This is a genomic window from Klebsiella sp. P1CD1 (assembly GCF_003790505.1).
Taxonomy (GTDB): Bacteria; Pseudomonadota; Gammaproteobacteria; order Enterobacterales; family Enterobacteriaceae; genus Klebsiella; species Klebsiella variicola.
Genome location: NZ_CP033631.1, coordinates 2,088,919 through 2,107,765 on the forward strand (window position 1 = coordinate 2,088,919; position 18,847 = coordinate 2,107,765).

The 18,847-nt window shown below is 56.2% G+C and carries 15 protein-coding genes and 2 tRNA genes; 11 read left to right on the forward strand and 6 right to left on the reverse strand.

The genetic code is table 11. The features are described from left to right. Window positions 1-32: 32 nt before the first annotated feature. Window positions 33-992: a yersiniabactin transcriptional regulator YbtA gene (ybtA, locus tag DTA24_RS10450; RefSeq protein WP_000140406.1), complete on the reverse strand. Its 960-nt coding sequence runs from the start codon at window positions 990-992 to the stop codon at window positions 33-35. A gap of 256 nt (window positions 993-1,248) precedes the next feature. Between ybtA and ybtP the strand changes: the two genes are divergently transcribed. Genes ybtP through ybtS form a run of 4 tightly spaced genes read left to right on the forward strand, consistent with a single transcriptional unit; the run spans window position 1,249 to window position 7,355 of the window. Beyond that, window positions 1,249-2,961 carry a yersiniabactin ABC transporter ATP-binding/permease protein YbtP gene (gene ybtP, locus DTA24_RS10455; protein ID WP_001327262.1) on the forward strand — a complete coding sequence of 571 codons (1,713 nt, stop codon included), beginning with the start codon at window positions 1,249-1,251 and terminating at the stop codon, window positions 2,959-2,961. Beyond that, window positions 2,948-4,750: a yersiniabactin ABC transporter ATP-binding/permease protein YbtQ gene (gene ybtQ, locus DTA24_RS10460; RefSeq protein WP_002212761.1), complete on the forward strand. Its 1,803-nt coding sequence runs from the start codon at window positions 2,948-2,950 to the stop codon at window positions 4,748-4,750. The genes ybtP and ybtQ overlap by 14 nt, the downstream gene beginning before the upstream one ends. After that, complete coding sequence (ybtX, locus tag DTA24_RS10465) at window positions 4,743-6,023, forward strand: yersiniabactin-associated zinc MFS transporter YbtX (RefSeq protein ID WP_123836818.1); 1,281 nt, start codon at window positions 4,743-4,745, stop codon at window positions 6,021-6,023. Before ybtQ ends, ybtX begins: the two co-directional genes overlap by 8 nt. Window positions 6,024-6,050: 27 nt before the next feature. Further along, entirely contained in the window at window positions 6,051-7,355 is a 1,305-nt protein-coding gene (gene ybtS, locus DTA24_RS10470; protein ID WP_000703040.1) for a yersiniabactin biosynthesis salicylate synthase Irp9/YbtS, read from the forward strand. Window positions 7,356-7,548: 193 nt separating this feature from the next. On the opposite strand, the gene DTA24_RS10475 is transcribed toward ybtS, so the two are convergent. The 3 genes from DTA24_RS10475 to mtfA all read right to left on the reverse strand — a co-directional run bounded on the left by DTA24_RS10475 (window position 7,549) and on the right by mtfA (window position 9,949). Beyond that, window positions 7,549-8,811 carry a tyrosine-type recombinase/integrase gene (locus DTA24_RS10475; RefSeq protein ID WP_123836819.1) on the reverse strand — a complete coding sequence of 421 codons (1,263 nt, stop codon included), beginning with the start codon at window positions 8,809-8,811 and terminating at the stop codon, window positions 7,549-7,551. Between the two features lie 161 nt (window positions 8,812-8,972). Beyond that, window positions 8,973-9,048 (reverse strand) — tRNA-Asn (locus DTA24_RS10480). A gap of 100 nt (window positions 9,049-9,148) precedes the next feature. Beyond that, window positions 9,149-9,949, reverse strand: a complete 801-nt coding sequence (mtfA, locus tag DTA24_RS10485) for a DgsA anti-repressor MtfA (protein ID WP_008804199.1) — start codon at window positions 9,947-9,949, stop codon at window positions 9,149-9,151. A 90-nt stretch (window positions 9,950-10,039) separates the two neighbouring features. Here mtfA and DTA24_RS10490 point away from each other — a divergent pair. Next, window positions 10,040-10,129 (forward strand) — tRNA-Ser (locus DTA24_RS10490). Window positions 10,130-10,403: 274 nt separating this feature from the next. Here the strand turns inward: DTA24_RS10490 and ompC are convergent. Continuing rightward, window positions 10,404-11,549 (reverse strand): porin OmpC, encoded by a 1,146-nt coding sequence (gene ompC, locus DTA24_RS10495; RefSeq protein ID WP_008804200.1) that lies wholly within the window; start codon window positions 11,547-11,549, stop codon window positions 10,404-10,406. A gap of 538 nt (window positions 11,550-12,087) precedes the next feature. Here ompC and drpB point away from each other — a divergent pair. The 4 genes from drpB to DTA24_RS10515 all read left to right on the forward strand — a co-directional run bounded on the left by drpB (window position 12,088) and on the right by DTA24_RS10515 (window position 15,071). Beyond that, entirely contained in the window at window positions 12,088-12,369 is a 282-nt protein-coding gene (gene drpB / locus DTA24_RS10500) for a cell division protein DrpB (protein WP_008804201.1), read from the forward strand. A gap of 42 nt (window positions 12,370-12,411) precedes the next feature. Further along, complete coding sequence (locus DTA24_RS10505; protein ID WP_008804202.1) at window positions 12,412-13,119, forward strand: phosphohydrolase; 708 nt, start codon at window positions 12,412-12,414, stop codon at window positions 13,117-13,119. Window positions 13,120-13,195: 76 nt separating this feature from the next. After that, on the forward strand, window positions 13,196-14,596 hold the full coding sequence (locus DTA24_RS10510) for a DNA cytosine methyltransferase (protein WP_012967658.1): 1,401 nt from the start codon (window positions 13,196-13,198) through the stop codon (window positions 14,594-14,596). Next, a complete protein-coding gene (locus tag DTA24_RS10515; protein ID WP_023340419.1) occupies window positions 14,577-15,071 on the forward strand; it encodes a very short patch repair endonuclease in 495 nt (164 codons plus the stop codon). The genes DTA24_RS10510 and DTA24_RS10515 overlap by 20 nt, the downstream gene beginning before the upstream one ends. Here DTA24_RS10515 and yedA read toward each other — a convergent pair. Then, window positions 15,046-15,957 carry a drug/metabolite exporter YedA gene (gene yedA, locus DTA24_RS10520; protein WP_008804205.1) on the reverse strand — a complete coding sequence of 304 codons (912 nt, stop codon included), beginning with the start codon at window positions 15,955-15,957 and terminating at the stop codon, window positions 15,046-15,048. The genes DTA24_RS10515 and yedA overlap by 26 nt on opposite strands. Before the next feature lie 182 nt (window positions 15,958-16,139). Here yedA and DTA24_RS10525 point away from each other — a divergent pair, with 182 nt between their 5' ends. After that, window positions 16,140-17,051, forward strand: a complete 912-nt coding sequence (locus DTA24_RS10525) for a DUF808 domain-containing protein (protein ID WP_008804206.1) — start codon at window positions 16,140-16,142, stop codon at window positions 17,049-17,051. Between the two features lie 115 nt (window positions 17,052-17,166). After that, window positions 17,167-18,846 carry a cellulose biosynthesis regulator diguanylate cyclase DgcQ gene (dgcQ, locus tag DTA24_RS10530; protein WP_032731028.1) on the forward strand — a complete coding sequence of 560 codons (1,680 nt, stop codon included), beginning with the start codon at window positions 17,167-17,169 and terminating at the stop codon, window positions 18,844-18,846. Window position 18,847: the final 1 nt, after the last annotated feature.

Consider the following 18,847-nt stretch of genomic DNA (forward strand, 5'->3'; position numbering starts at 1 on the left):
TCAGGGAGGAGTTTAGGGGGGCGCGACCCCGGTTACATCACGCGTTTAAAGGTCGAAGGGGTTACGCCAAACTGTTTCTGGAAGGCGGCAGAGAAATGGCTGGCGTTGGCATAGCCCAGATCGGCCGCCACCGTCATGACGGAGGTATTGCCGTTGGCCAGACGTCTTCTGGCTTCCTGCATTCGTTCAGCCTGAAACAGGCCATAGACGCTGTTGTTGAACAGAACGCGGAAGCCTCGCTTAATTTTGAGAACGCTCAGACCGGACTCTCTGGCCAGCTCCGCGACGCCCGGCGCTTGCGTCAGATCAGCCAGCAGCAGATCCTTCGCCCGCAGCAGTTTCTGACGTTCCATCGGGTTGAAGTGGCAGGAGAGGCAACTGGCGTCTTCGCGATGTTCATCCAGCACCAGACTGAGCATGACCAGACTTTGCCCCTGCAACCATAGCGTCGACGGCTTTTGTTCATGGCTGAAGCCGCCGTGCATGCGCATCAGCGCGTGACGCAAGGCCTGAGCCGTTAAGTGGGTTTCAGCATTACAACGCTGCTGCTGGCAACAGCAGTGGGAGTCGATCTTATTCTTAATGACCGCGCTAATATCCGGCACCCACAGCGCGAGGGTTTCAGGGCTGAAGGAGAGGGTAATGCTCTCGAATCGGCCACAATAGGAGGCGCTGCCGCGACAGTCTGGCGTATGGGTAATGTAATGGCGATTGCGCGCAAGCTCCCAGTCGGTGTGGCGCCGGAGTCCCTGAATCGCAAAGCGCGATGTGCCTTCCAGGATGCACGAGAAGTTAATCCTGCCCAGATCGTCGTGTAGCTGCAACGTCTCAGGCCGCGCAAAATGGCCCCTCCAGAGCAAAATATCCATACCTTCCTGCAACGAACAGCGCAGCAGTTCACACTGAGCAGGAATATTGCCATCGTTTGCAGGTTTCCCGACCACCAACTGGTGAATAGAGATTTCAGATTGCGTTTGCGGTGACTCCGTCATGACCTGGTTATCTCCCTGTGGCTTAGACCAATGCGGGTATAAATAGAACCGAATGGGGTAGATGAGTTATTGATAATGGTTATTATTCACATTAATTCTCAGAACGCCACCCTGAATTGTCGTTTTTGGCGTCCGTAAAAATTCATCAGGAAATTCAGTTACTCCCATGTCATCTCAATCATCAAATACTGAATCGCTGTCCCGATTTCCTCTCTGGCAGGTGATTACACCGGTTCGCAGGAAGGTTATTTTAGCTATGGCGCTGGCGGGGCTGGCGGCATTAACCAGCCTGGGGGCGCTCCTTTTTCTGGCGTGGAGCCTGCGTGACATTCGCGCGACGCCTGACGCTATTCCGGCCTGGCCGCTGGGCGGCGTGATCGGCTGCGTGGTCTTAACTTTTGTTCTGCGCTTACAGGCGTTCAACACCTCTCATTACGCGGCTTTTCATCTGGAGAACATTCTGCGCAGCAGGTTAGCCCGTAAAGCATTGCAGCTTCCGCCTGGCGTGTTACAGCAAATGGGCAGCGGGTCAGTGGCGAAAGTGATGCTGGATGACGTGAAGTCGTTACATATTTTTGTGGCCGACAGCACGCCGCTCTATGCCCGCGCGATCATCATGCCGCTGGCGACAATCGTTATCTTGTTCTGGCTGGACTGGCGGCTGGCAATCGCGACGCTGGGGGTACTGGCGTTTGGATCGGTTGTTCTCGTGCTCGCCCGCCAGCGTTCGGAAGATATGGCTCAGCGTTATCATAAGGCGCGCGAGCAGGTTAGCGCGGCGGTTATTGAGTTCGTGCAGGCCATGCCCGTGGTGAGAACGTTTGATAGCGGCAGCACCAGTTTTTTGCGCTATCAACGCGCCCTTGAAGAGTGGGTCGATGTGCTCAAAACCTGGTATCGCAAAGCCGGTTTTTCAGCGCGTTTTTCCTTCTCGATTCTGAATCCTCTCCCGACCCTGTTTGTCCTGATCTGGTCGGGATACGGCCTGTTGCACTATGGCAGTTTCGATTTTATCGCGTGGGTGGCCGTTTTACTGCTGGGCAGCGGAATGGCCGAAGCCGTAATGCCAATGATGATGCTCAATAACCTGGTCGCGCAAACGCGTTTAAGCATTCAGCGTATTTATCAGGTTCTCGCGATGCCGGAGTTATCGCTGCCGCAGTCTGACCAGCAGCCGCAAGAGGCGAGCATTACCTTTGAGCAGGTGAGCTTTCATTATCCGCAAGCGCGTACTGGTGCCGCGTTGCAGGAGGTGAGCTTTCATGTGCCTGCCGGGCAAATTGTGGCGCTGGTCGGGCCAAGCGGCGCCGGAAAAAGCACCGTGGCGCGCTTGCTGCTGCGTTACGCCGACCCGGACAAAGGCCATATCCGTATTGGCGGCGTGGATCTGCGTGATATGCAGACGGACACCCTGATGAAGCAACTCTCGTTTGTGTTTCAGGACAACTTTCTTTTTGCCGACACGATAGCCAATAACATTCGTCTGGGCGCGCCGGATACGCCGCTGGAGGCGGTAATAGCGGCGGCCAGAGTGGCGCAGGCCCATGATTTTATTAGCGCTCTGCCAGAAGGTTACAACACACGAGTCGGGGAACGTGGGGTATTTCTCTCCGGCGGCCAGCGGCAGCGCATTACTATCGCCCGGGCGCTTTTGCAGGATCGCCCCATCCTGGTGCTCGATGAGGCGACGGCGTTTGCTGACCCGGAAAACGAAGCGGCGCTTATCAAGGCGCTCGCGGCGGCCATGCGTGGCCGGACGGTCATCATGGTCGCGCATCGTCTCTCAATGGTGACTCAGGCCGATGTGATATTGCTGTTTTCCGACGGACAGCTCAGGGAAATGGGGAACCATACGCAACTGTTGGCGCAGGGCGGCCTGTATCAACGGCTCTGGCAACACTATCAGCAGGCGCAGCATTGGGTGCCGGGTGGAACACAGGAAGAGGTGGTGGAAAATGAAAGACAATAATCCTGCGGATAACCTGGCCTGGCGCGTCATCTGGCGCCAGCTTATCTCCAGCGTTGGCAGTCAGGCCAGGATGCTGCGACGCAGTATGCTGGCGCTGTTGCTGGCGGCATTCATGCAGGGGATCGCCTTTGCCTGTCTTTATCCGATCATTGATGCGCTGTTACGGGGAGACGCGCCGCAACTTCTTAACTGGGCTATGGCCTTCAGCGTCGCCGCAATTGTGACGCTGGTGCTACGCTGGTATGGCCTGGGCTTTGAATACCGTGGTCATCTGGCGCAGGCCACCCATGAGTTGCGCCTGCGACTTGGCGAGCAGTTACGCCGCGTGCCGCTGGAGAAGCTCCAGCGCGGCAGGGCGGGTGAAATGAACGCCTTGCTGCTGGGCAGCGTGGATGAAAATCTCAATTATGTTATTGCGATAGCCAATATTTTGCTGCTCACCATTGTCACGCCGCTGACGGCGTCGCTGGCGACATTGTGGATAGACTGGCGGCTGGGGCTGGTGATGTTGCTGATCTTCCCTCTGCTGGTGCCGTTTTATTACTGGCGCCGCCCGGCGATGCGGCGACAAATGCAGACGCTGGGGGAAGCGCACCAGCGTCTGAGCGGCGATATCGTTGAATTTGCTCAGGGGATGATGGTATTGCGCACCTGCGGCAGCGATGCCGATAAAAGCCGGGCGCTGCTGGCGCATTTCAATGCGCTGGAAAACTTACAGACCCGCACTCACCGTCAGGGCGCTGGCGCGACGATGCTGATCGCCAGCGTCGTGGAGTTGGGCCTACAGGTGGTGGTGTTATCCGGGATCGTCTGGGTAGTGACGGGCACTCTGAACCTCGCCTTTTTGATTGCCGCCGTCGCGATGATTATGCGCTTCGCAGAACCGATGGCGATGTTTATCAGCTACACCTCGGTTGTGGAACTGATCGCCAGCGCCCTGCAACGGATTGAGCGGTTTATGGCGATAGCACCGCTTCCCGTCGCAGAGCAAAGCGAGATGCCGGAACGTTACGATATCCGCTTTGACAACGTCAGCTATCGCTACGAAGAAGGCGACGGCCACGCGCTTAATCATGTTTCTTTGACGTTCCCGGCAGCCAGTATGAGCGCGCTGGTGGGTGCCTCCGGCGCAGGCAAAACTACGGTCACCAAACTGTTAATGCGCTATGCCGATCCGCAGCAAGGGCAGATTTCTATTGGCGGCGTCGATATTCGCCGCCTGACGCCGGAACAGCTCAATAGCCTGATTTCTGTTGTTTTCCAGGATGTCTGGCTGTTTGATGACACGCTGCTGGCGAATATCCGTATCGCGCGCCCACAGGCGACGCGGCAGGAGGTAGAAGAGGCCGCCCGCGCGGCGCAGTGCCTTGAGTTTATTTCCCGTCTTCCGCAAGGCTGGCTGACGCCAATGGGAGAGATGGGCGGCCAGCTATCGGGCGGCGAGCGCCAGCGGATTTCCATTGCCAGAGCGTTATTGAAAAACGCGCCGGTCGTCATTCTCGATGAACCGACTGCCGCGCTGGATATTGAAAGCGAGCTGGCGGTGCAAAAAGCGATCGATAACCTGGTTCACAACCGGACGGTGATTATCATCGCTCACCGTTTATCCACCATCGCCGGGGCCGGAAACATTCTGGTGATGGAAGAGGGACAGGTGGTTGAGCAGGGTACTCATGCGCAATTGCTCTCACATCATGGACGTTATCAGGCGCTGTGGCAGGCGCAAATGGCCGCGCGCGTGTGGCGCGACGACGGGGTTTCCGCGTCTGGAGAGTGGGTGCATGAGTGATGTTCAGTCGAATGTGAAACCGCTGACGTTGACGACCGGGCGGGTGATTTTTGCTATTGCCGGCGTCTATGTGACGCAGAGTCTGGTATCGGCGCTGTCTATGCAGTCCTTACCCGCGCTGGTGCGCGCTGCTGGCGGTTCGCTGGCGCTTGCCGGTGCGACAACCCTGTTTATGCTGCCCTGGGCGCTGAAGTTTATTTGGGCGCCGTGGATCGAGCGCTGGCGGCTTCCGCCCGGTAGCCAGGAGCGCCGTTCCCGCATGTTAATCCTGCGTGGTCAGGTCGCGCTAGCGGCGATCCTGACTATTGCCGCAGCGATTGGCTGGTTTGGGCGAGAAGGGGGATTCCCCGATACGCAAATCGTCGCGTTATTTGTTCTGTTTATGGTGGCAGGCACGGTCGCCTCCACCATTGATATCGCCAGCGACGGCTTTTGCGTCGATCAACTGACCCGCACGGGTTACGGCTGGGGAAACAGCGTGCAGGTCGGCGGCAGCTATCTGGGAATGATGTGCGGCGGCGGGGTGTTCCTGATGCTGTCGGCGGCATCCGGCTGGCCTGTCGCCATGCTGATGATGGCGGTGCTGATTATGGCGCTGTCACTCCCGCTGTGGCGCATTACGGAGCCGACGCGAACAGCGACTATCCCGCATGTTCCGGCGTTAGGTTATGCGCTAAGGAGGAAGCAGGCGCGCCTGGGCTTACTGCTGGTATTGATGCTGAATTCAGGCATGCGGTTTGTGCTGCCTCTTCTGGCACCGCTGTTGTTGGATCATGGGGTGAGCATGTCCGCATTGGGCGCGCTGTTCAGCGGCGGCAATATTGCAGCGGGCATAGCAGGAACGCTGGCAGGCGGATTGCTGATGAAATACACCTCACCCGGCAGAGCGCTGTTGACGGCTTATGGCGTCCAGGGGATCGCGCTGCTGGCGGTGGTGATGACGCTCATGATGGCGCCGGGTCATCTGCTGCTGCCGATTCTCCAGTGTCTGGTCATTGTCCAGTCCATTTCGCTGGCCTGCGCGCTGGTCTGTCTTTACGCCACGCTGATGTCGCTTTCATCGCCTTTGCAGGCCGGTGTCGACTTCACCCTCTTTCAATGTACTGACGCGGCAATCGCCATTCTGGCAGGCGTTATCGGTGGCGTTGTTGCTCAACATTTTGGCTATGCGGCCTGCTTCCTGTTTGCCGGGGCATTCACGTTGCTGGCGGCGTGGGTTGCTTATATCCGGCTGCATTCGGCAAGAGAACTGATGACAAGCGCAATTGATTGATCCGGGAATAACACAGAGAGGTAAGGGATGAAAATCAGTGAATTTCTACATCTGGCGTTACCAGAGGAACAATGGCTACCGACGATTTCTGGCGTTTTACGCCAGTTCGCAGAAGAAGAGTGTTATGTCTATGAGCGTCAACCCTGTTGGTATTTAGGCAAAGGGTGCCAGGCACGGCTGCACATTAATGCCGACGGAACGCAGGCGACATTTATTGATGATGCCGGGGAGCAAAAATGGGCGGTGGATTCCATTGCCGACTGCGCGCGTCGTTTTATGGCGCATCCTCAGGTGAAAGGACGTCGGGTATATGGACAAGTTGGGTTCAACTTTGCGGCGCATGCGCGGGGGATTGCCTTTAACGCCGGGGAGTGGCCGCTGCTGACGTTAACCGTTCCCCGTGAAGAACTTATTTTTGAAAAGGGAAATGTCACCGTTTATGCGGACTCCGCCGACGGGTGCCGACGTTTGTGCGAGTGGGTAAAAGAGGCCGGTACAACGACGCAGAACGCACCACTGGCGGTGGATACCGCCCTCAATGGTGAGGCATATAAACAACAGGTTGCGCGCGCCGTTGCGGAGATCCGCCGTGGCGAGTATGTCAAAGTGATTGTCTCGCGCGCCATTCCCCTGCCATCGCGGATTGATATGCCCGCCACGCTGTTATACGGGCGGCAGGCAAACACACCTGTGCGCTCGTTTATGTTCCGTCAGGAAGGACGCGAAGCGCTGGGCTTTAGCCCGGAACTGGTGATGTCAGTGACGGGCAATAAAGTGGTCACTGAACCGCTTGCGGGCACCCGCGATCGCATGGGAAACCCGGAGCATAATAAGGCGAAAGAGGCAGAACTGCTGCACGACAGTAAAGAGGTGCTTGAGCATATCCTTTCTGTCAAAGAAGCTATTGCTGAACTGGAGGCCGTTTGCCAGCCGGGCAGCGTGGTGGTTGAAGATTTAATGTCGGTTCGCCAGCGCGGCAGCGTTCAGCATCTGGGGTCTGGCGTGAGCGGTCAGCTTGCGGAAAACAAGGATGCCTGGGATGCGTTTACCGTGCTGTTTCCGTCGATTACCGCCTCAGGTATCCCTAAAAATGCTGCTCTGAACGCGATTATGCAAATTGAGAAGACGCCGCGAGAGCTTTATTCCGGCGCAATCCTGCTGCTGGACGATACGCGCTTTGATGCGGCGCTAGTTCTGCGTTCCGTATTTCAGGATAGCCAGCGCTGCTGGATACAGGCGGGGGCGGGAATCATCGCGCAATCTACGCCGGAACGCGAACTGACAGAAACCCGGGAGAAATTAGCGAGCATTGCGCCCTATTTAATGGTGTAGGAGTAACTGTTTTCTAACCTCACAACCAGACTGTCCAAAGACAATTGAGTCGCTCTTTGATTCCTCTGTGACTCTATTGTCTTCTTTTGGGATAAAATAGGTGTTTTTCGTCATGAAGTTGATAAAAGTCTATATAGAACCACCTCCTGTGGAGGTGGTGGTAATTTGCCAGAGTGTGGGATTCGTTAGTATACTATGGGATAAACTTATTTTTACCAATTGTATAAGGCGGTGCATAAGATTCTCGGCATGCTTCCAGATAATCCGACCACCACTGCATCATCGCCTTGCGGGCTTCTAGGTGCTCTGCCTTATGAATATAAGCCATGCGCACGGTATTGCGCTCCTGATGACTCATCTGGCGTTCTACTGCGTCCTTTGCCCATAAACCCGATTCCATCAGCGCACTGCATGCCATTGCCCGGAAGCCGTGACCGCAGATATCCTTTTTCGTGTCGTAACCCATCACCCGCAGTGCCTTATTGACCGTGTTTTCACACATTGGCTTATACGGGTTATGGTCGCCGGGGAAGACCAGTTCATTATTACCGGTGATATCTTTAATCTGTTTCAGAATGGCGATGACATGTTCTGAGAGGGGGACGATATGCGGCATTCGCATTTTGGCCCCGCGCCCGGAATAACGCACGCCAATAATGGGTTCTCGCGTCGCGGGTATCGTCCAGACCCGGTTTGTGAAATCAATCTCTGACCAGCGGGCGAAACGCAGTTCACTGGAGCGAATGAACACATGCAGCATCAGCAGGACGGCAAGCCGGGTAAGTTCGCGGCCCTGATGATATGCCTCAATACGTTCAAGCAGTTCAGGCAGCCGCTCCAGTGGCAGGGCAGGATAGTGCCGTCTGACAGGAGGTGTGGTCACGCCGCCAAGGTTTGCTGCCGGGTTCGTATCGATTAACCCCTGATGGACCGCATGGCGCATTATGTTACTCAGGTGCTGCCGCGTGCGGGACGCAACTTCTAGCAGACCTTTTTCCTCGATCCCTTTCAGCAGGTCAATGAAATGACGGGGTTTAAGTTCTGATACAGGCAGGTTCCCGATAACCGGAAAGATGTGATTGTTCAGGCTGGCAAGCAGACGGTCAGCGGTGTTCTGCGACCATTTTTTATTACTTTTATGCCACGCCAGCGCCACGTTTTTAAAAACTTTATCCGGTGTTCGTGAGCCACGTTCAGCAGCCCGCTGCTGTACCGGGTTGATATTCAGCGCCAGCATTTTACGGACACCTTCACGCTGCTGTCGCGCATCAGAGAGGGAGACGGCAGGATAGGCACCCAGCGCAATGCGGGATTCTTTACCGTTAATACGGTACTTGAGATACCAGTGACGTGAGCCACCCGGTTTGACCAGCAGATACAGACCGTGGGAATCGGAGACTTTAAAGGGTTTATCAGAGGGCTTGAGAGTGCGGATTTTCGCGTCGCTAAGGGACATATGGGGGTCACTCCATTATCGAACTAACCTGACCCCAGATTTGACCACCAATTTTTCCCGATGCGGAGGGTAAAATCAAAATGCACCGGGAAGAATTTTCACGCTAACCTGTTGAACTAACATCATATAATGATTCGCAAGGATGCATGAAAACAGGAATTTGGCTCCTCTGACTGGACTCGAACCAGTGACATACGGATTAACAGTCCGCCGTTCTACCGACTGAACTACAGAGGAATCGTGTGAACGAGGCGCATACTACTGGCCTCGCATTTTTGTGTCAACACTAAAATTAACTTGCTGATTCAACTGGCTAAATTTAGCCCAAGGCGTTGTTTTAGTGAACAATGCGCCGATTGTCTTCATCCTGCAGGCCATTCTCACGTATCCGCTGCAGCGGATCCTGCTGGTAGAAGTGGCAAAAACGCTGCCACAGGGCGGGGAAGCGGGGCGCGAACAACTCGGGCGCGCTGAAAAAATATTCCGAGAGGACGGCAAAGCACTCCGCGGGGTCGGTGGCGGCATAGGCGTCAATGCTGGCGGCGCTTTCCCCCACCAGGTCTATCTCATCCTGAATATTGTTCATTGCCGCGTGGAGATCGTGCTCCCAGCCGGCAACCTCGCGTAATGGGATAAGCGGCACGCCGCTGGCCCGATCGCCATTCCTCGCATCCAGCTTATGCGCCACCTCGTGCACCACGAGGTTAAAGCCTGACGCATCAAAGGAGTCCTGAATATCCAGCCAGTTCAGCACTACAGGCCCCTGCTGCCAGCTTTGTCCCGATTGCACCACCCGCTGGTTATGGACCAGACCAATATCATCTTCCCATTCATCATCCACGACGAACGGGGCTGGGTAGATCAGCACTTCATGGAAACCGTCCAGCCACTCTATTCCCAGCTCAAGCACTGGCAGACAAAAGAGCAGGGCAATGCGTGCCTGATGCAGCGGGGTGAGCTCCAGCCCCTGCAGCGCCACCAGACGTTTTTGCTGTAAGAAACGGGCAGCCAACTGAGTAAGCTTGCGCTGCTCAGTGGGAGAAAGATGGGCTAAAACCGGAATGGCAAGCGCTTGCTCCCAGGGCATCTCTGCGTTGCCGGACTCATCATCTGCTTTCCAGGGCCATTTAAACATCATATTGCTCGCAAAGTCGTCACTTGAACACGATTACCGAAACGGGAGCTATTAAAATGCCAAAGATCCTGGCATTATAGCAACCACAACAGCGGAGAGATGCCGGAGCGGCTGAACGGACCGGTCTCGAAAACCGGAGTAGGGGCAACTCTACCGGGGGTTCAAATCCCCCTCTCTCCGCCACTTTTCTCTTAATGACCATTCCCCTTCAATCACACCGTTAGCTTCAGGTATAACGCCTGCGCTGGGGTATCGCCATCATCATCGTCCTGGTTTCAGCGTAGAGACGCGGTAGCGCGCTTTATCCTTTTAGGACCTTATCGCCGCTTTTTGCCCGAACGAGCTTAAACGCATCATAAAGAGGGAAGGTACGCCTGGAAAGCGGCAATGTCGAAAAGAGTGATCTCAACGGAGCGGGAACATAAAAAAGCCCGCTGAACGCGGGCTTTGACGGGGATCAGAACTGATAGACCAGGCCGAGGGCGACGATGTCATCGGTCGCGATACCGCTGTTTTTGTAGAAGCGGTCGTCTTCATCCAGCAGGTTGATTTTGTAATCCACATAGGTGGACATATTTTTGTTGAAGTAGTAGGTCATGCCCACGTCGACATACTTGACCAGATCCTTGTCGCCGTAGCGAGAATAGGTGTAGAGATCTTTACCCTTCGACTGCAGATAGGCGACAGACGGACGCAGCGGTAAATTAAAGTCGTCAAACTGATACTGCGCGACCACTTCGAAGTTCTGCGTTTTGTTGGCAATCCCACCAAAACTATCGTTGCCGTAGAAGGTCATGTTGCGGGTTTCAGCATACATGGCGGCCAGATAGATGTTGTTGGCGTCATATTTCGCGCCGACGGTCCAGGCGTCAGCTTTATCGCCATTGGCGTAGCGCTGGCTGCTACGAGCCTCTGCCAGCTGGTTATGGGTACGGTCAGAAGACGAATACGCTGCCCCTACGCTGATCCCCATATCAAGATCGTAGTAGCTGGAGATACCGAAACCGTCGCCATTTTCCCGCGCCAGTTTACGTTTGCCGCCGTTATTAGTGCCTTCGCCAGAACCGGCGTTTTCATTATTACCCTGATACTGCAGAGCGAAATGCAGACCGTCGACGAGGCCGAAGAAGTCGCTGTTACGGTAGGTTGCCACGCCGTTGGTACGGCCGGTCATGTAAACGTCGGTCTGGGTGTAGGTATCGCCGCCGAATTCCGGCAGCATATCGGTCCAGGATTCAATGTCGTACACCACGCCGTAGTTACGACCGTAGTCCAGTGAGCCGTAGTCGGCAAACTTCAGACCAGCGAAGGCCAGACGGGTCCAGGAGTTTGCGCCTTCTTTTTCAGTGGTATTTGCCTGAATGTTGTATTCCCACTGACCGTAGCCGGTTAACTCGGAAGCGATCTGCGTTTCGCCTTTTATACCAAAGCGAGCATAGGTCTGATCGCCATCCTCTGAAGTGTCGTCAGAGAAGTAGTGCAGGCCGTCGACTTTTCCGTAAAGGTCCAGTTTGTTGCCGTTGTTGTTATAGATTTCCGCGGCATTAACGGCATTGGCCATTAATAATGCCGGTACCATGAGTGCCAGTACTTTTCTTTTCATTATATATTCCCTTTTAATAATAATTTCTATGAATTATGACAATCCCTCCGGAATGACTATCAGATACTAACGACTAAGTTCATTTTTATTTAAAATAAAAGATGTAAATAAATAATATAAAACATTTCAATTTATTTCAATTTGGTTCTTTATATTATTTGTGAATAATTTTTGGTGGAATATTATTTTATTATATAGCAATGGGATATGACTTGGTTTGATTAATTTTGTTAACTTAATGAAATGAGTTGTATGAATTAACATCAAGGCATCATTCATCACGAAAATTGCTTTTTGGCCGGCAAAAATAATCAATATATTATCAATACAACACGCGATCTCCCGCGCCGGAATAAACTTTTCGCATGGGGAGAAGAATAAATAAAACACTCCAGCGCCCGCTCACCGGCAGCATAAGTCGCAGGTTGACGCAGAAGATGGGGATGAAACTGCTGCCTGCTGCGCAGGTTGGCGGTATAATGTGATGCTTGTCACGTTTTGAGTGGCGGTAGTGTGTTGTGTCACGGAGAGGAATGAGATGGAAGAGCAGGCAAAACGCAGCCCCGGAGGGAAGCTCGCGTTATGGGCGTTGTATGCTTTTTGCGGATATTGTGTCTGGGTCATCGTGCGTTACTGGTGGGTGGTCGGAAAAATTCACAGCGTTCCCGGCGCCAGCGTGGAGGGCGATTTGGGAACCACAGCGGGAAAATGGCTTGGCGCGCTGTTGGGGATGTTAGTCCTTGCGGGCATTGGCGCGATCCTCGGGGCGGTTGTCTGGTATACCCGGCCGTCTCGCGGCGAGCGGGATCATCAGCGGTAAAGTTGCTATGCTCGAGGCTGACCTTCACATAAAGGAAAGCCTATGAACCTGGTTGACTGGCAGCAACGATATGAGCACTGGATACTGACGCACCACGCGCAGGATGATGCCGCACACGATCTGTCCCATTTTCGTCGCGTCTGGGCCACGGCTACCCAGCTGGCCGCCGGGGAGGAGGTCGACCGACTGGTACTCCTCACGGCCTGCTATTTTCATGACATCGTCAGCTTGCCGAAGAATCATCCGGAGCGAAGCCGTTCCTCGATGATGGCCGCCGAGAAAACCCTCGCGATCCTACAGTCCTCTTTTGCCGATTTTCCCGTGGAGCGTTACGCGGCGGTCAGCCATGCCATCGAGGCGCACAGCTTCAGCGCGGCGATCCCGCCACGCACGCTGGAGGCGAAAATCGTCCAGGATGCCGACCGTCTTGAGTCGCTGGGGGCGATTGGTCTGGCGCGCGTCTTCGCCGTCGCCGGCGCCCTGAATACCATCTTGTTTGATGCTGAAGATCCATTTGCTGACCGGCGGGCGCTGGATGACCGCAGATATGCCCTTGACCATTTCCAGTGCAAACTCCTGCGCCTGCCGGAGACCATGCAGACGACCAGAGGAAAAGAGATGGCGCAGCACAATGCCCGCTTCCTCGTCGAATTTATGGCCAAGCTTAGCGCGGAGCTGCAGGGGGAGCCGCTGGCGCTGGATGAAGCGGTTTTACGCCGCTTTGCACCGCAGGCGTCAACCGACCGGTGATTTATGGTACTCTCTGCAAAAATCGTCCGCGCTGGTTGAGGATATGCCGCAAAAGTTAATTAAGGAAAACAGGTCGTTGCCGCTGGCTGAGCAGGCCGGGGAAGAGGCTCAGGCGCTGCTGCGTCAGCTGATGACGATCTATGATGTGAAAACGCTGGTCGCCGAACTGGTAAGCGTCGGCGAACAGCACTGGAGCGCGGCGATCCTCAAGCGCGTGGCGGCGCTCTCCCGCGCGGCGGGGCGTTTGCGTCCGCAGGAGATCGCCCATCTGGCGACGCTGCTGCCGGCGCCGCCAGCTCATCACCCGCATTATGCGTTCCGCTTTGTCGATTTGTTTGCCGGTATCGGCGGGATCCGCAACGGTTTTGAAGCCATCGGCGGGCAGTGCGTCTTTACCAGCGAGTGGAACAAGCACGCGGTGCGTACCTACAAGGCCAACTGGTACTGTGATCCGCAACAGCATCGTTTTAATGAAGATATCCGCGATGTCACGCTCAGCCACCGCCCCGATGTCAGCGATGAAGAAGCGGCGCAGCATATCCGCGAGACGATTCCTCAGCATGATGTCTTACTGGCTGGCTTTCCCTGCCAGCCTTTCTCACTCGCCGGCGTCTCCAAAAAAAATGCCATGGGGCGCGCGCACGGCTTTGCCTGCGAAACCCAGGGGACGCTGTTTTTTGATGTCGTGAGAATTATCGCCGCGCGTCAGCCGGCGATTTTTGTGCTGGAGAATGTCAAAAACCTCAAAAGCCACGATCAGGGGCGCACCTTCCGCATCATCATGCAGACGCTGGATGAGCTGGGGTATGAGGTGGCCGATGCCGGGCATACCGGGCCGGATGACCCTAAGGTCATCGACGGGCGCCATTTCTTACCACAGCACCGGGAGCGCATCGTGCTGGTGGGTTTCCGCCGCGACCTGCAGCTGCATGAAGGATTTACGCTGCGCGATATCGCTGCGCTCTATCCGGCGGTGCGGCCGACGTTTGGCGAGCTGCTGGAGCCGACGGTGGATGCCAAATTTATCCTTACGCCGGTGTTGTGGAAATATCTCTATCGTTATGCCCGCAAGCATCAGGCGCGGGGTAATGGCTTTGGTTATGGCCTGGTAGACCCCGGTAATCCCCACAGCGTGGCTCGAACACTCTCTGCCCGCTACTATAAAGACGGTGCCGAAATTCTCGTCGACCGCGGCTGGGACCGGCCGTTGGGCGAGCAGCATTTTGACGATCCACAGAACCAACAGCGGCGGCCTCGCCGGTTGACGCCGCGCGAATGCGCCCGGCTGATGGGCTTTGAATCGCCCCAGGGTTCACGGTTCCGCATTCCAGTGTCGGATACCCAGGCCTATCGTCAGTTCGGCAACTCGGTGGTGGTTCCGGTCTTCGCCGCGGTGGCGAAGCTCCTGGCGCCGCGTATCGCCCAGGCGGTGGCGCGTCGCGAAGCGGATGATAACGATGGCGGATGTTCACGATAAAGCCACGCGCAGTAAAAATATGCGGGCTATCGCCACGCGCGATACGGCGATTGAAAAGCGGATAGCGGCGCTGCTGACCGGGGCGGGATTCACCTTTGTCGCCCAGGATCGCGCGCTGCCAGGACGCCCCGATTTCGCCTTACCCGACTACCGCTGCGTTATCTTTACTCACGGCTGTTTCTGGCATCACCATGACTGTTATCTGTTTAAGGTGCCGGCCACCCGGACGGCTTTCTGGCTGGATAAAATCGCCGGCAACGTGGCGCGTGACGCCCGCGACCGGCAACAGCTGGCTGAGCAGGGCTGGCGGGTGCTTATCATCTGGGAATGCGCCCTGCGCGGCCGGTTGAAACTAAATGATGAGGCGCTCACCGAGCGTCTGGAAGAGTGGATCTGCGGCGCCGGGCACGACGCGCAGATCGATACGCAGGGGATCCGCGAGCTGGCGTTTACTTCGCCGCCTTACAAGGAGTAGCCTCGCTGCGGGCGGGGAAGAGATATTTTCCCAGCGTCACCAGCACTACGGCGAAAATAATCACTGCCAGCGCCAGCCATTCAATGAGCGACAGGCTTTCACCGCCAAACCCGGTGCCGAGCAAGACGGCCACCACCGGGTTAACATACGCATAGCTGGTGGCTACCGCCGGGGTGACGTTGCGGATCAAAAACATGTAGGCGTTGATGGCGATTAGCGAGCCAAAGATAGCCAGGTAGGCCAGGGCGGCGATCCCGGACCACGAGGGGACATGGGTTAACGTCTCACCGGTCAGCCATGACGAGACCAGCAGGACGATCCCGGCGGCGAGCATCTCGATAGCCCCCGCCATCATGCCGGTCGGCAGCTCAATCCGCGACCCGTAAACCGAGCCGAACGCCCAGCTTAGCGAACCAATCAGGATCAGCAGTGCGCCCCAGGGGTTGCCGTTCAGGTTGCCACCGCTGTTGAGCATGACGATACCTGCCAGGCCAATGGCAATGCCCAGCCACTCCAGTTTACGGGTGGCGATGCCGAAAAAGCGGCTGAAACATAGCGTGAACAGCGGCACGGTGGCGACCATCACCGCCGCGATCCCTGACGGAACGTGCTGATGTTCGGCGAGAGTGACGAAGCCGTTGCCGACGGCAAGCAGCAAGACCCCGATCAGCGCGGCGTTAAGCAGCGGCCGGCGGGCTGGCAGCTTATGGCCGGTGGCCAGCAGCCAGCCCAGCAGTAGCACGCCGGCAGAGAGAAAGCGAATACCGGCCATCATCAGCGGCGGCCAGCTGGCGACGCCGACGGCGATGGCAAAATAGGTAGAGCCCCAAATGATATACAGCGCAAACAGCGCCCCGATAAGCGGTAACAGCTGACGGGTAGACATACTTCCTCACGACGGTGCAGAGATAGAAAGGGGACATATAGTAAACGTGAAAACTATCGCGCTGGCGAGCGCTTAATTTGCCCGAGTTTGTTAAATTTATATTGACTAATTGTACCTTGGGCACCGGCCGTTTTTTAACGCATACTCGAGGGAGACATTGATGAAAAGAGAAGGAAATTATTTTGGCAGGAAGTAGTCTTTTAACATTACTCGATGATATCGCCACGCTGCTGGACGATATTTCCGTGATGGGCAAGCTGGCGGCGAAAAAAACAGCCGGGGTATTGGGCGACGATCTGTCGCTCAATGCTCAGCAGGTGACCGGCGTGCGAGCGAATCGTGAACTGCCGGTCGTCTGGGGCGTGGCGAAAGGTTCGTTCATTAATAAAGTGATCCTCGTGCCGCTGGCGCTATTGATCAGTGCTTTTATCCCCTGGGCGATTACGCCGTTGCTGATGCTGGGAGGCGCATTCCTCTGTTTTGAAGGGGTGGAGAAGGTCCTTCACAGCCTGGAGGCGCGTAAGCACAAGGAGGACCCTGCGCAACGGCAGCAGCGTCTTCAGGCGCTGGCGGAACGTGACCCGCTGGCCTTTGAGCGTGACAAAGTGAAAGGGGCGATTCGCACCGATTTTATTTTGTCCGCGGAAATTGTCGCCATCACCCTCGGCATTGTGGCGGAAGCGCCGCTGCTCAATCAGATCCTGATCCTCTCGGGGATCGCGATTCTGGTCACCATCGGGGTCTATGGCCTGGTGGGGGTGATCGTTAAGCTGGACGACATGGGCTACTGGCTGGCAGAGAAACGCGCTGCGCTGGCGCAATGGCTGGGCAAAGGATTGTTAGTGGTAGCCCCCTGGCTGATGAAAGTGCTCTCCATCGTTGGGACGCTGGCGATGTTCCTTGTCGGCGGCGGGATTGTGGTTCACGGCATTGCGCCACTGCATCATGCCATTGAGCACTGGAGCGCGGGGCTGGGCGGGATATTGGCTTCCCTGCTGCCGGTCATTGCCAACCTGGTGCTGGGTTTTATCATTGGCGCAGTGGTGCTGGCGGGCGTGAAAGTGGTGAGCAGTCTGCGCCGGTCAGTGAAGTAGAGTGGCTGCACGCAGCGTGACGGCGCTGCGTCGTCTACGCTAAAAGCGCGCCCGGCGTCGACACCAGCCGGGGCGCTGATGTCGTCAGGTTTGCGCAACGTACTGCGAGATAATGATGGATAAGCCACTTCGGTTGAAGATAAACAAGCTCCGCCACCTGACTCGCCCGGCGCATGTGGTTAACGTTTGTTTTATTGTGGTGCTTTTTTTCTCCACGTTACTGATCTGGCGTGAAATCAACGTCCTGGAAGAGGCCTATGTGGCCAACCAGCGCAATAATCTGGCTAATGTCGCCCATGAAATGGATGGGTTGCTGCAGTTCAATATTGACCGGATGATGTTTTTTCGCCACGGCATGCAGTCTGCCCTTGAGCAGCCGCTCGATATCGACGTATTGCGTAGCGCCAGTCAGCGCTATCTGAGCCAGCGTCACCAGGAGGCCTGGCGAGTAGCGCTGCCGAATCGTCGTACGCTGCCGGTGTTTGGCGTCTCGGGGAGCGTCGTCGGTAACAACCCTATACTGCTGAAGGACGATCCGCTCGCGGCTGATGAGTTGATGGCGACGCTGGAGCTGGGGTATCTGTTGAATCTGACGCAACATGACCGCGATTTCGCCGAGCGGATGCAGTATATCTCTCGCAGCGGCTTTTTCACCTCGACCCTGCCGCTGCGGGACGAGTCGCAGGTGATGACCCACTATTCGCAAGCCATCAGCGCCCTCTGGTTTACCCGACAGAGCCAGCGGAATAATCCGGGGCGGGGCGTTATCTGGCAAACCTTTCCTGACGATGACCCGCAGCTGGAAGAGCAGGTGGTCACCGCTTCGATACCGCTGGATTTCGCCGGTTACTGGCGCGGGGTGCTGGCGATGGATTTCTCGGTCAGTGAAATAAAAGCGTTTTTGGTCAGCGCCATGCAGGGCGGGCAGGAGGGGGAGTACCAGCTTTATGATAGCCATTTGAACCTGCTGGCCTCTTCCGCGCCGGGGAATGTCCTGACGCTATTGTCCCCCAGGGAACAGGAACTGCTCAGCCGCGCGTTTGTCCATGATAACCAGGGGGGGCTGCGCTTGCTGACGCGCTATATCAGCTGGGCCAAACTGCGCAATTTTGACGGCGTGTTGCTGCGGATCCACACCCTGCGGGAAGGCGTGCGGGGCAATTTTGGCACCATCACCATCGCCCTGACCCTGATGTGGGTCCTCTTCACCTTGATGCTGTTGCTCTCCTGGCTGGTGATCCGCCGCATGGTCCGCAATATGAGCGTCCTGCAAACCTCCCTTGAATGGCAGGCATGGCATGATGCCTTAACCCGTCTGCTCAATCGCGGGGCGCTGTTTGAACAGGCGATGGCGGTAGCCAGCGCCTGCCAGCGCAGTGGACGGCCGCTGTCGGTGATCCAGCTCGATCTGGATCACTTCAAGCGCATCAACGATCGCTATGGCCATCAGGCGGGTGACAGAGTGCTGTCGACGGTGGCCAGTACCCTTGCCAGCACCGTTCGTGAGGATGACTTGCTGGGCCGCGTGGGCGGGGAGGAGTTTTGTGTCGTGCTGCCGAATACCACACTACAGGACGCGGTGGCGGTGGCAGAGCGGCTACGCCTGCGAATTCAGGGCCGGGAGGTCTTTTTACATAACAATGTGACGCTGCGGGTCAGTGCCTCGCTGGGGGTCAGTACCAGCGAAGAGCAGGGGGAGTATCAGTTTGAAGCCTTACAGTCGGTGGCCGATCGTCGTCTCTATCTGGCAAAGCAGAACGGCCGCAATCAGGTCTGTTTTCGCAGCGAAGCGTGAG

Excerpts from the sequence above, each read along its gene's own strand:
- ybtA (WP_000140406.1), bottom strand. The coding sequence starts at position 992 with ATGACGGAGTCACCGCAAACGCAATCTGAAATCTCTATTCACCAGTTG.
- ybtP (WP_001327262.1), top strand. The coding sequence starts at position 1,249 with ATGGCGCTGGCGGGGCTGGCGGCATTAACCAGCCTGGGGGCGCTCCTT.
- ybtQ (WP_002212761.1), top strand. The coding sequence starts at position 2,948 with ATGAAAGACAATAATCCTGCGGATAACCTGGCCTGGCGCGTCATCTGG.
- ybtX (WP_123836818.1), top strand. The coding sequence starts at position 4,743 with ATGAGTGATGTTCAGTCGAATGTGAAACCGCTGACGTTGACGACCGGG.
- ybtS (WP_000703040.1), top strand. The coding sequence starts at position 6,051 with ATGAAAATCAGTGAATTTCTACATCTGGCGTTACCAGAGGAACAATGG.
- DTA24_RS10475 (WP_123836819.1), bottom strand. The coding sequence starts at position 8,811 with ATGTCCCTTAGCGACGCGAAAATCCGCACTCTCAAGCCCTCTGATAAA.
- mtfA (WP_008804199.1), bottom strand. The coding sequence starts at position 9,949 with ATGATGTTTAAATGGCCCTGGAAAGCAGATGATGAGTCCGGCAACGCA.
- ompC (WP_008804200.1), bottom strand. The coding sequence starts at position 11,549 with ATGAAAAGAAAAGTACTGGCACTCATGGTACCGGCATTATTAATGGCC.
- drpB (WP_008804201.1), top strand. The coding sequence starts at position 12,088 with ATGGAAGAGCAGGCAAAACGCAGCCCCGGAGGGAAGCTCGCGTTATGG.
- DTA24_RS10505 (WP_008804202.1), top strand. The coding sequence starts at position 12,412 with ATGAACCTGGTTGACTGGCAGCAACGATATGAGCACTGGATACTGACG.
- DTA24_RS10515 (WP_023340419.1), top strand. The coding sequence starts at position 14,577 with ATGGCGGATGTTCACGATAAAGCCACGCGCAGTAAAAATATGCGGGCT.
- yedA (WP_008804205.1), bottom strand. The coding sequence starts at position 15,957 with ATGTCTACCCGTCAGCTGTTACCGCTTATCGGGGCGCTGTTTGCGCTG.
- dgcQ (WP_032731028.1), top strand. The coding sequence starts at position 17,167 with ATGGATAAGCCACTTCGGTTGAAGATAAACAAGCTCCGCCACCTGACT.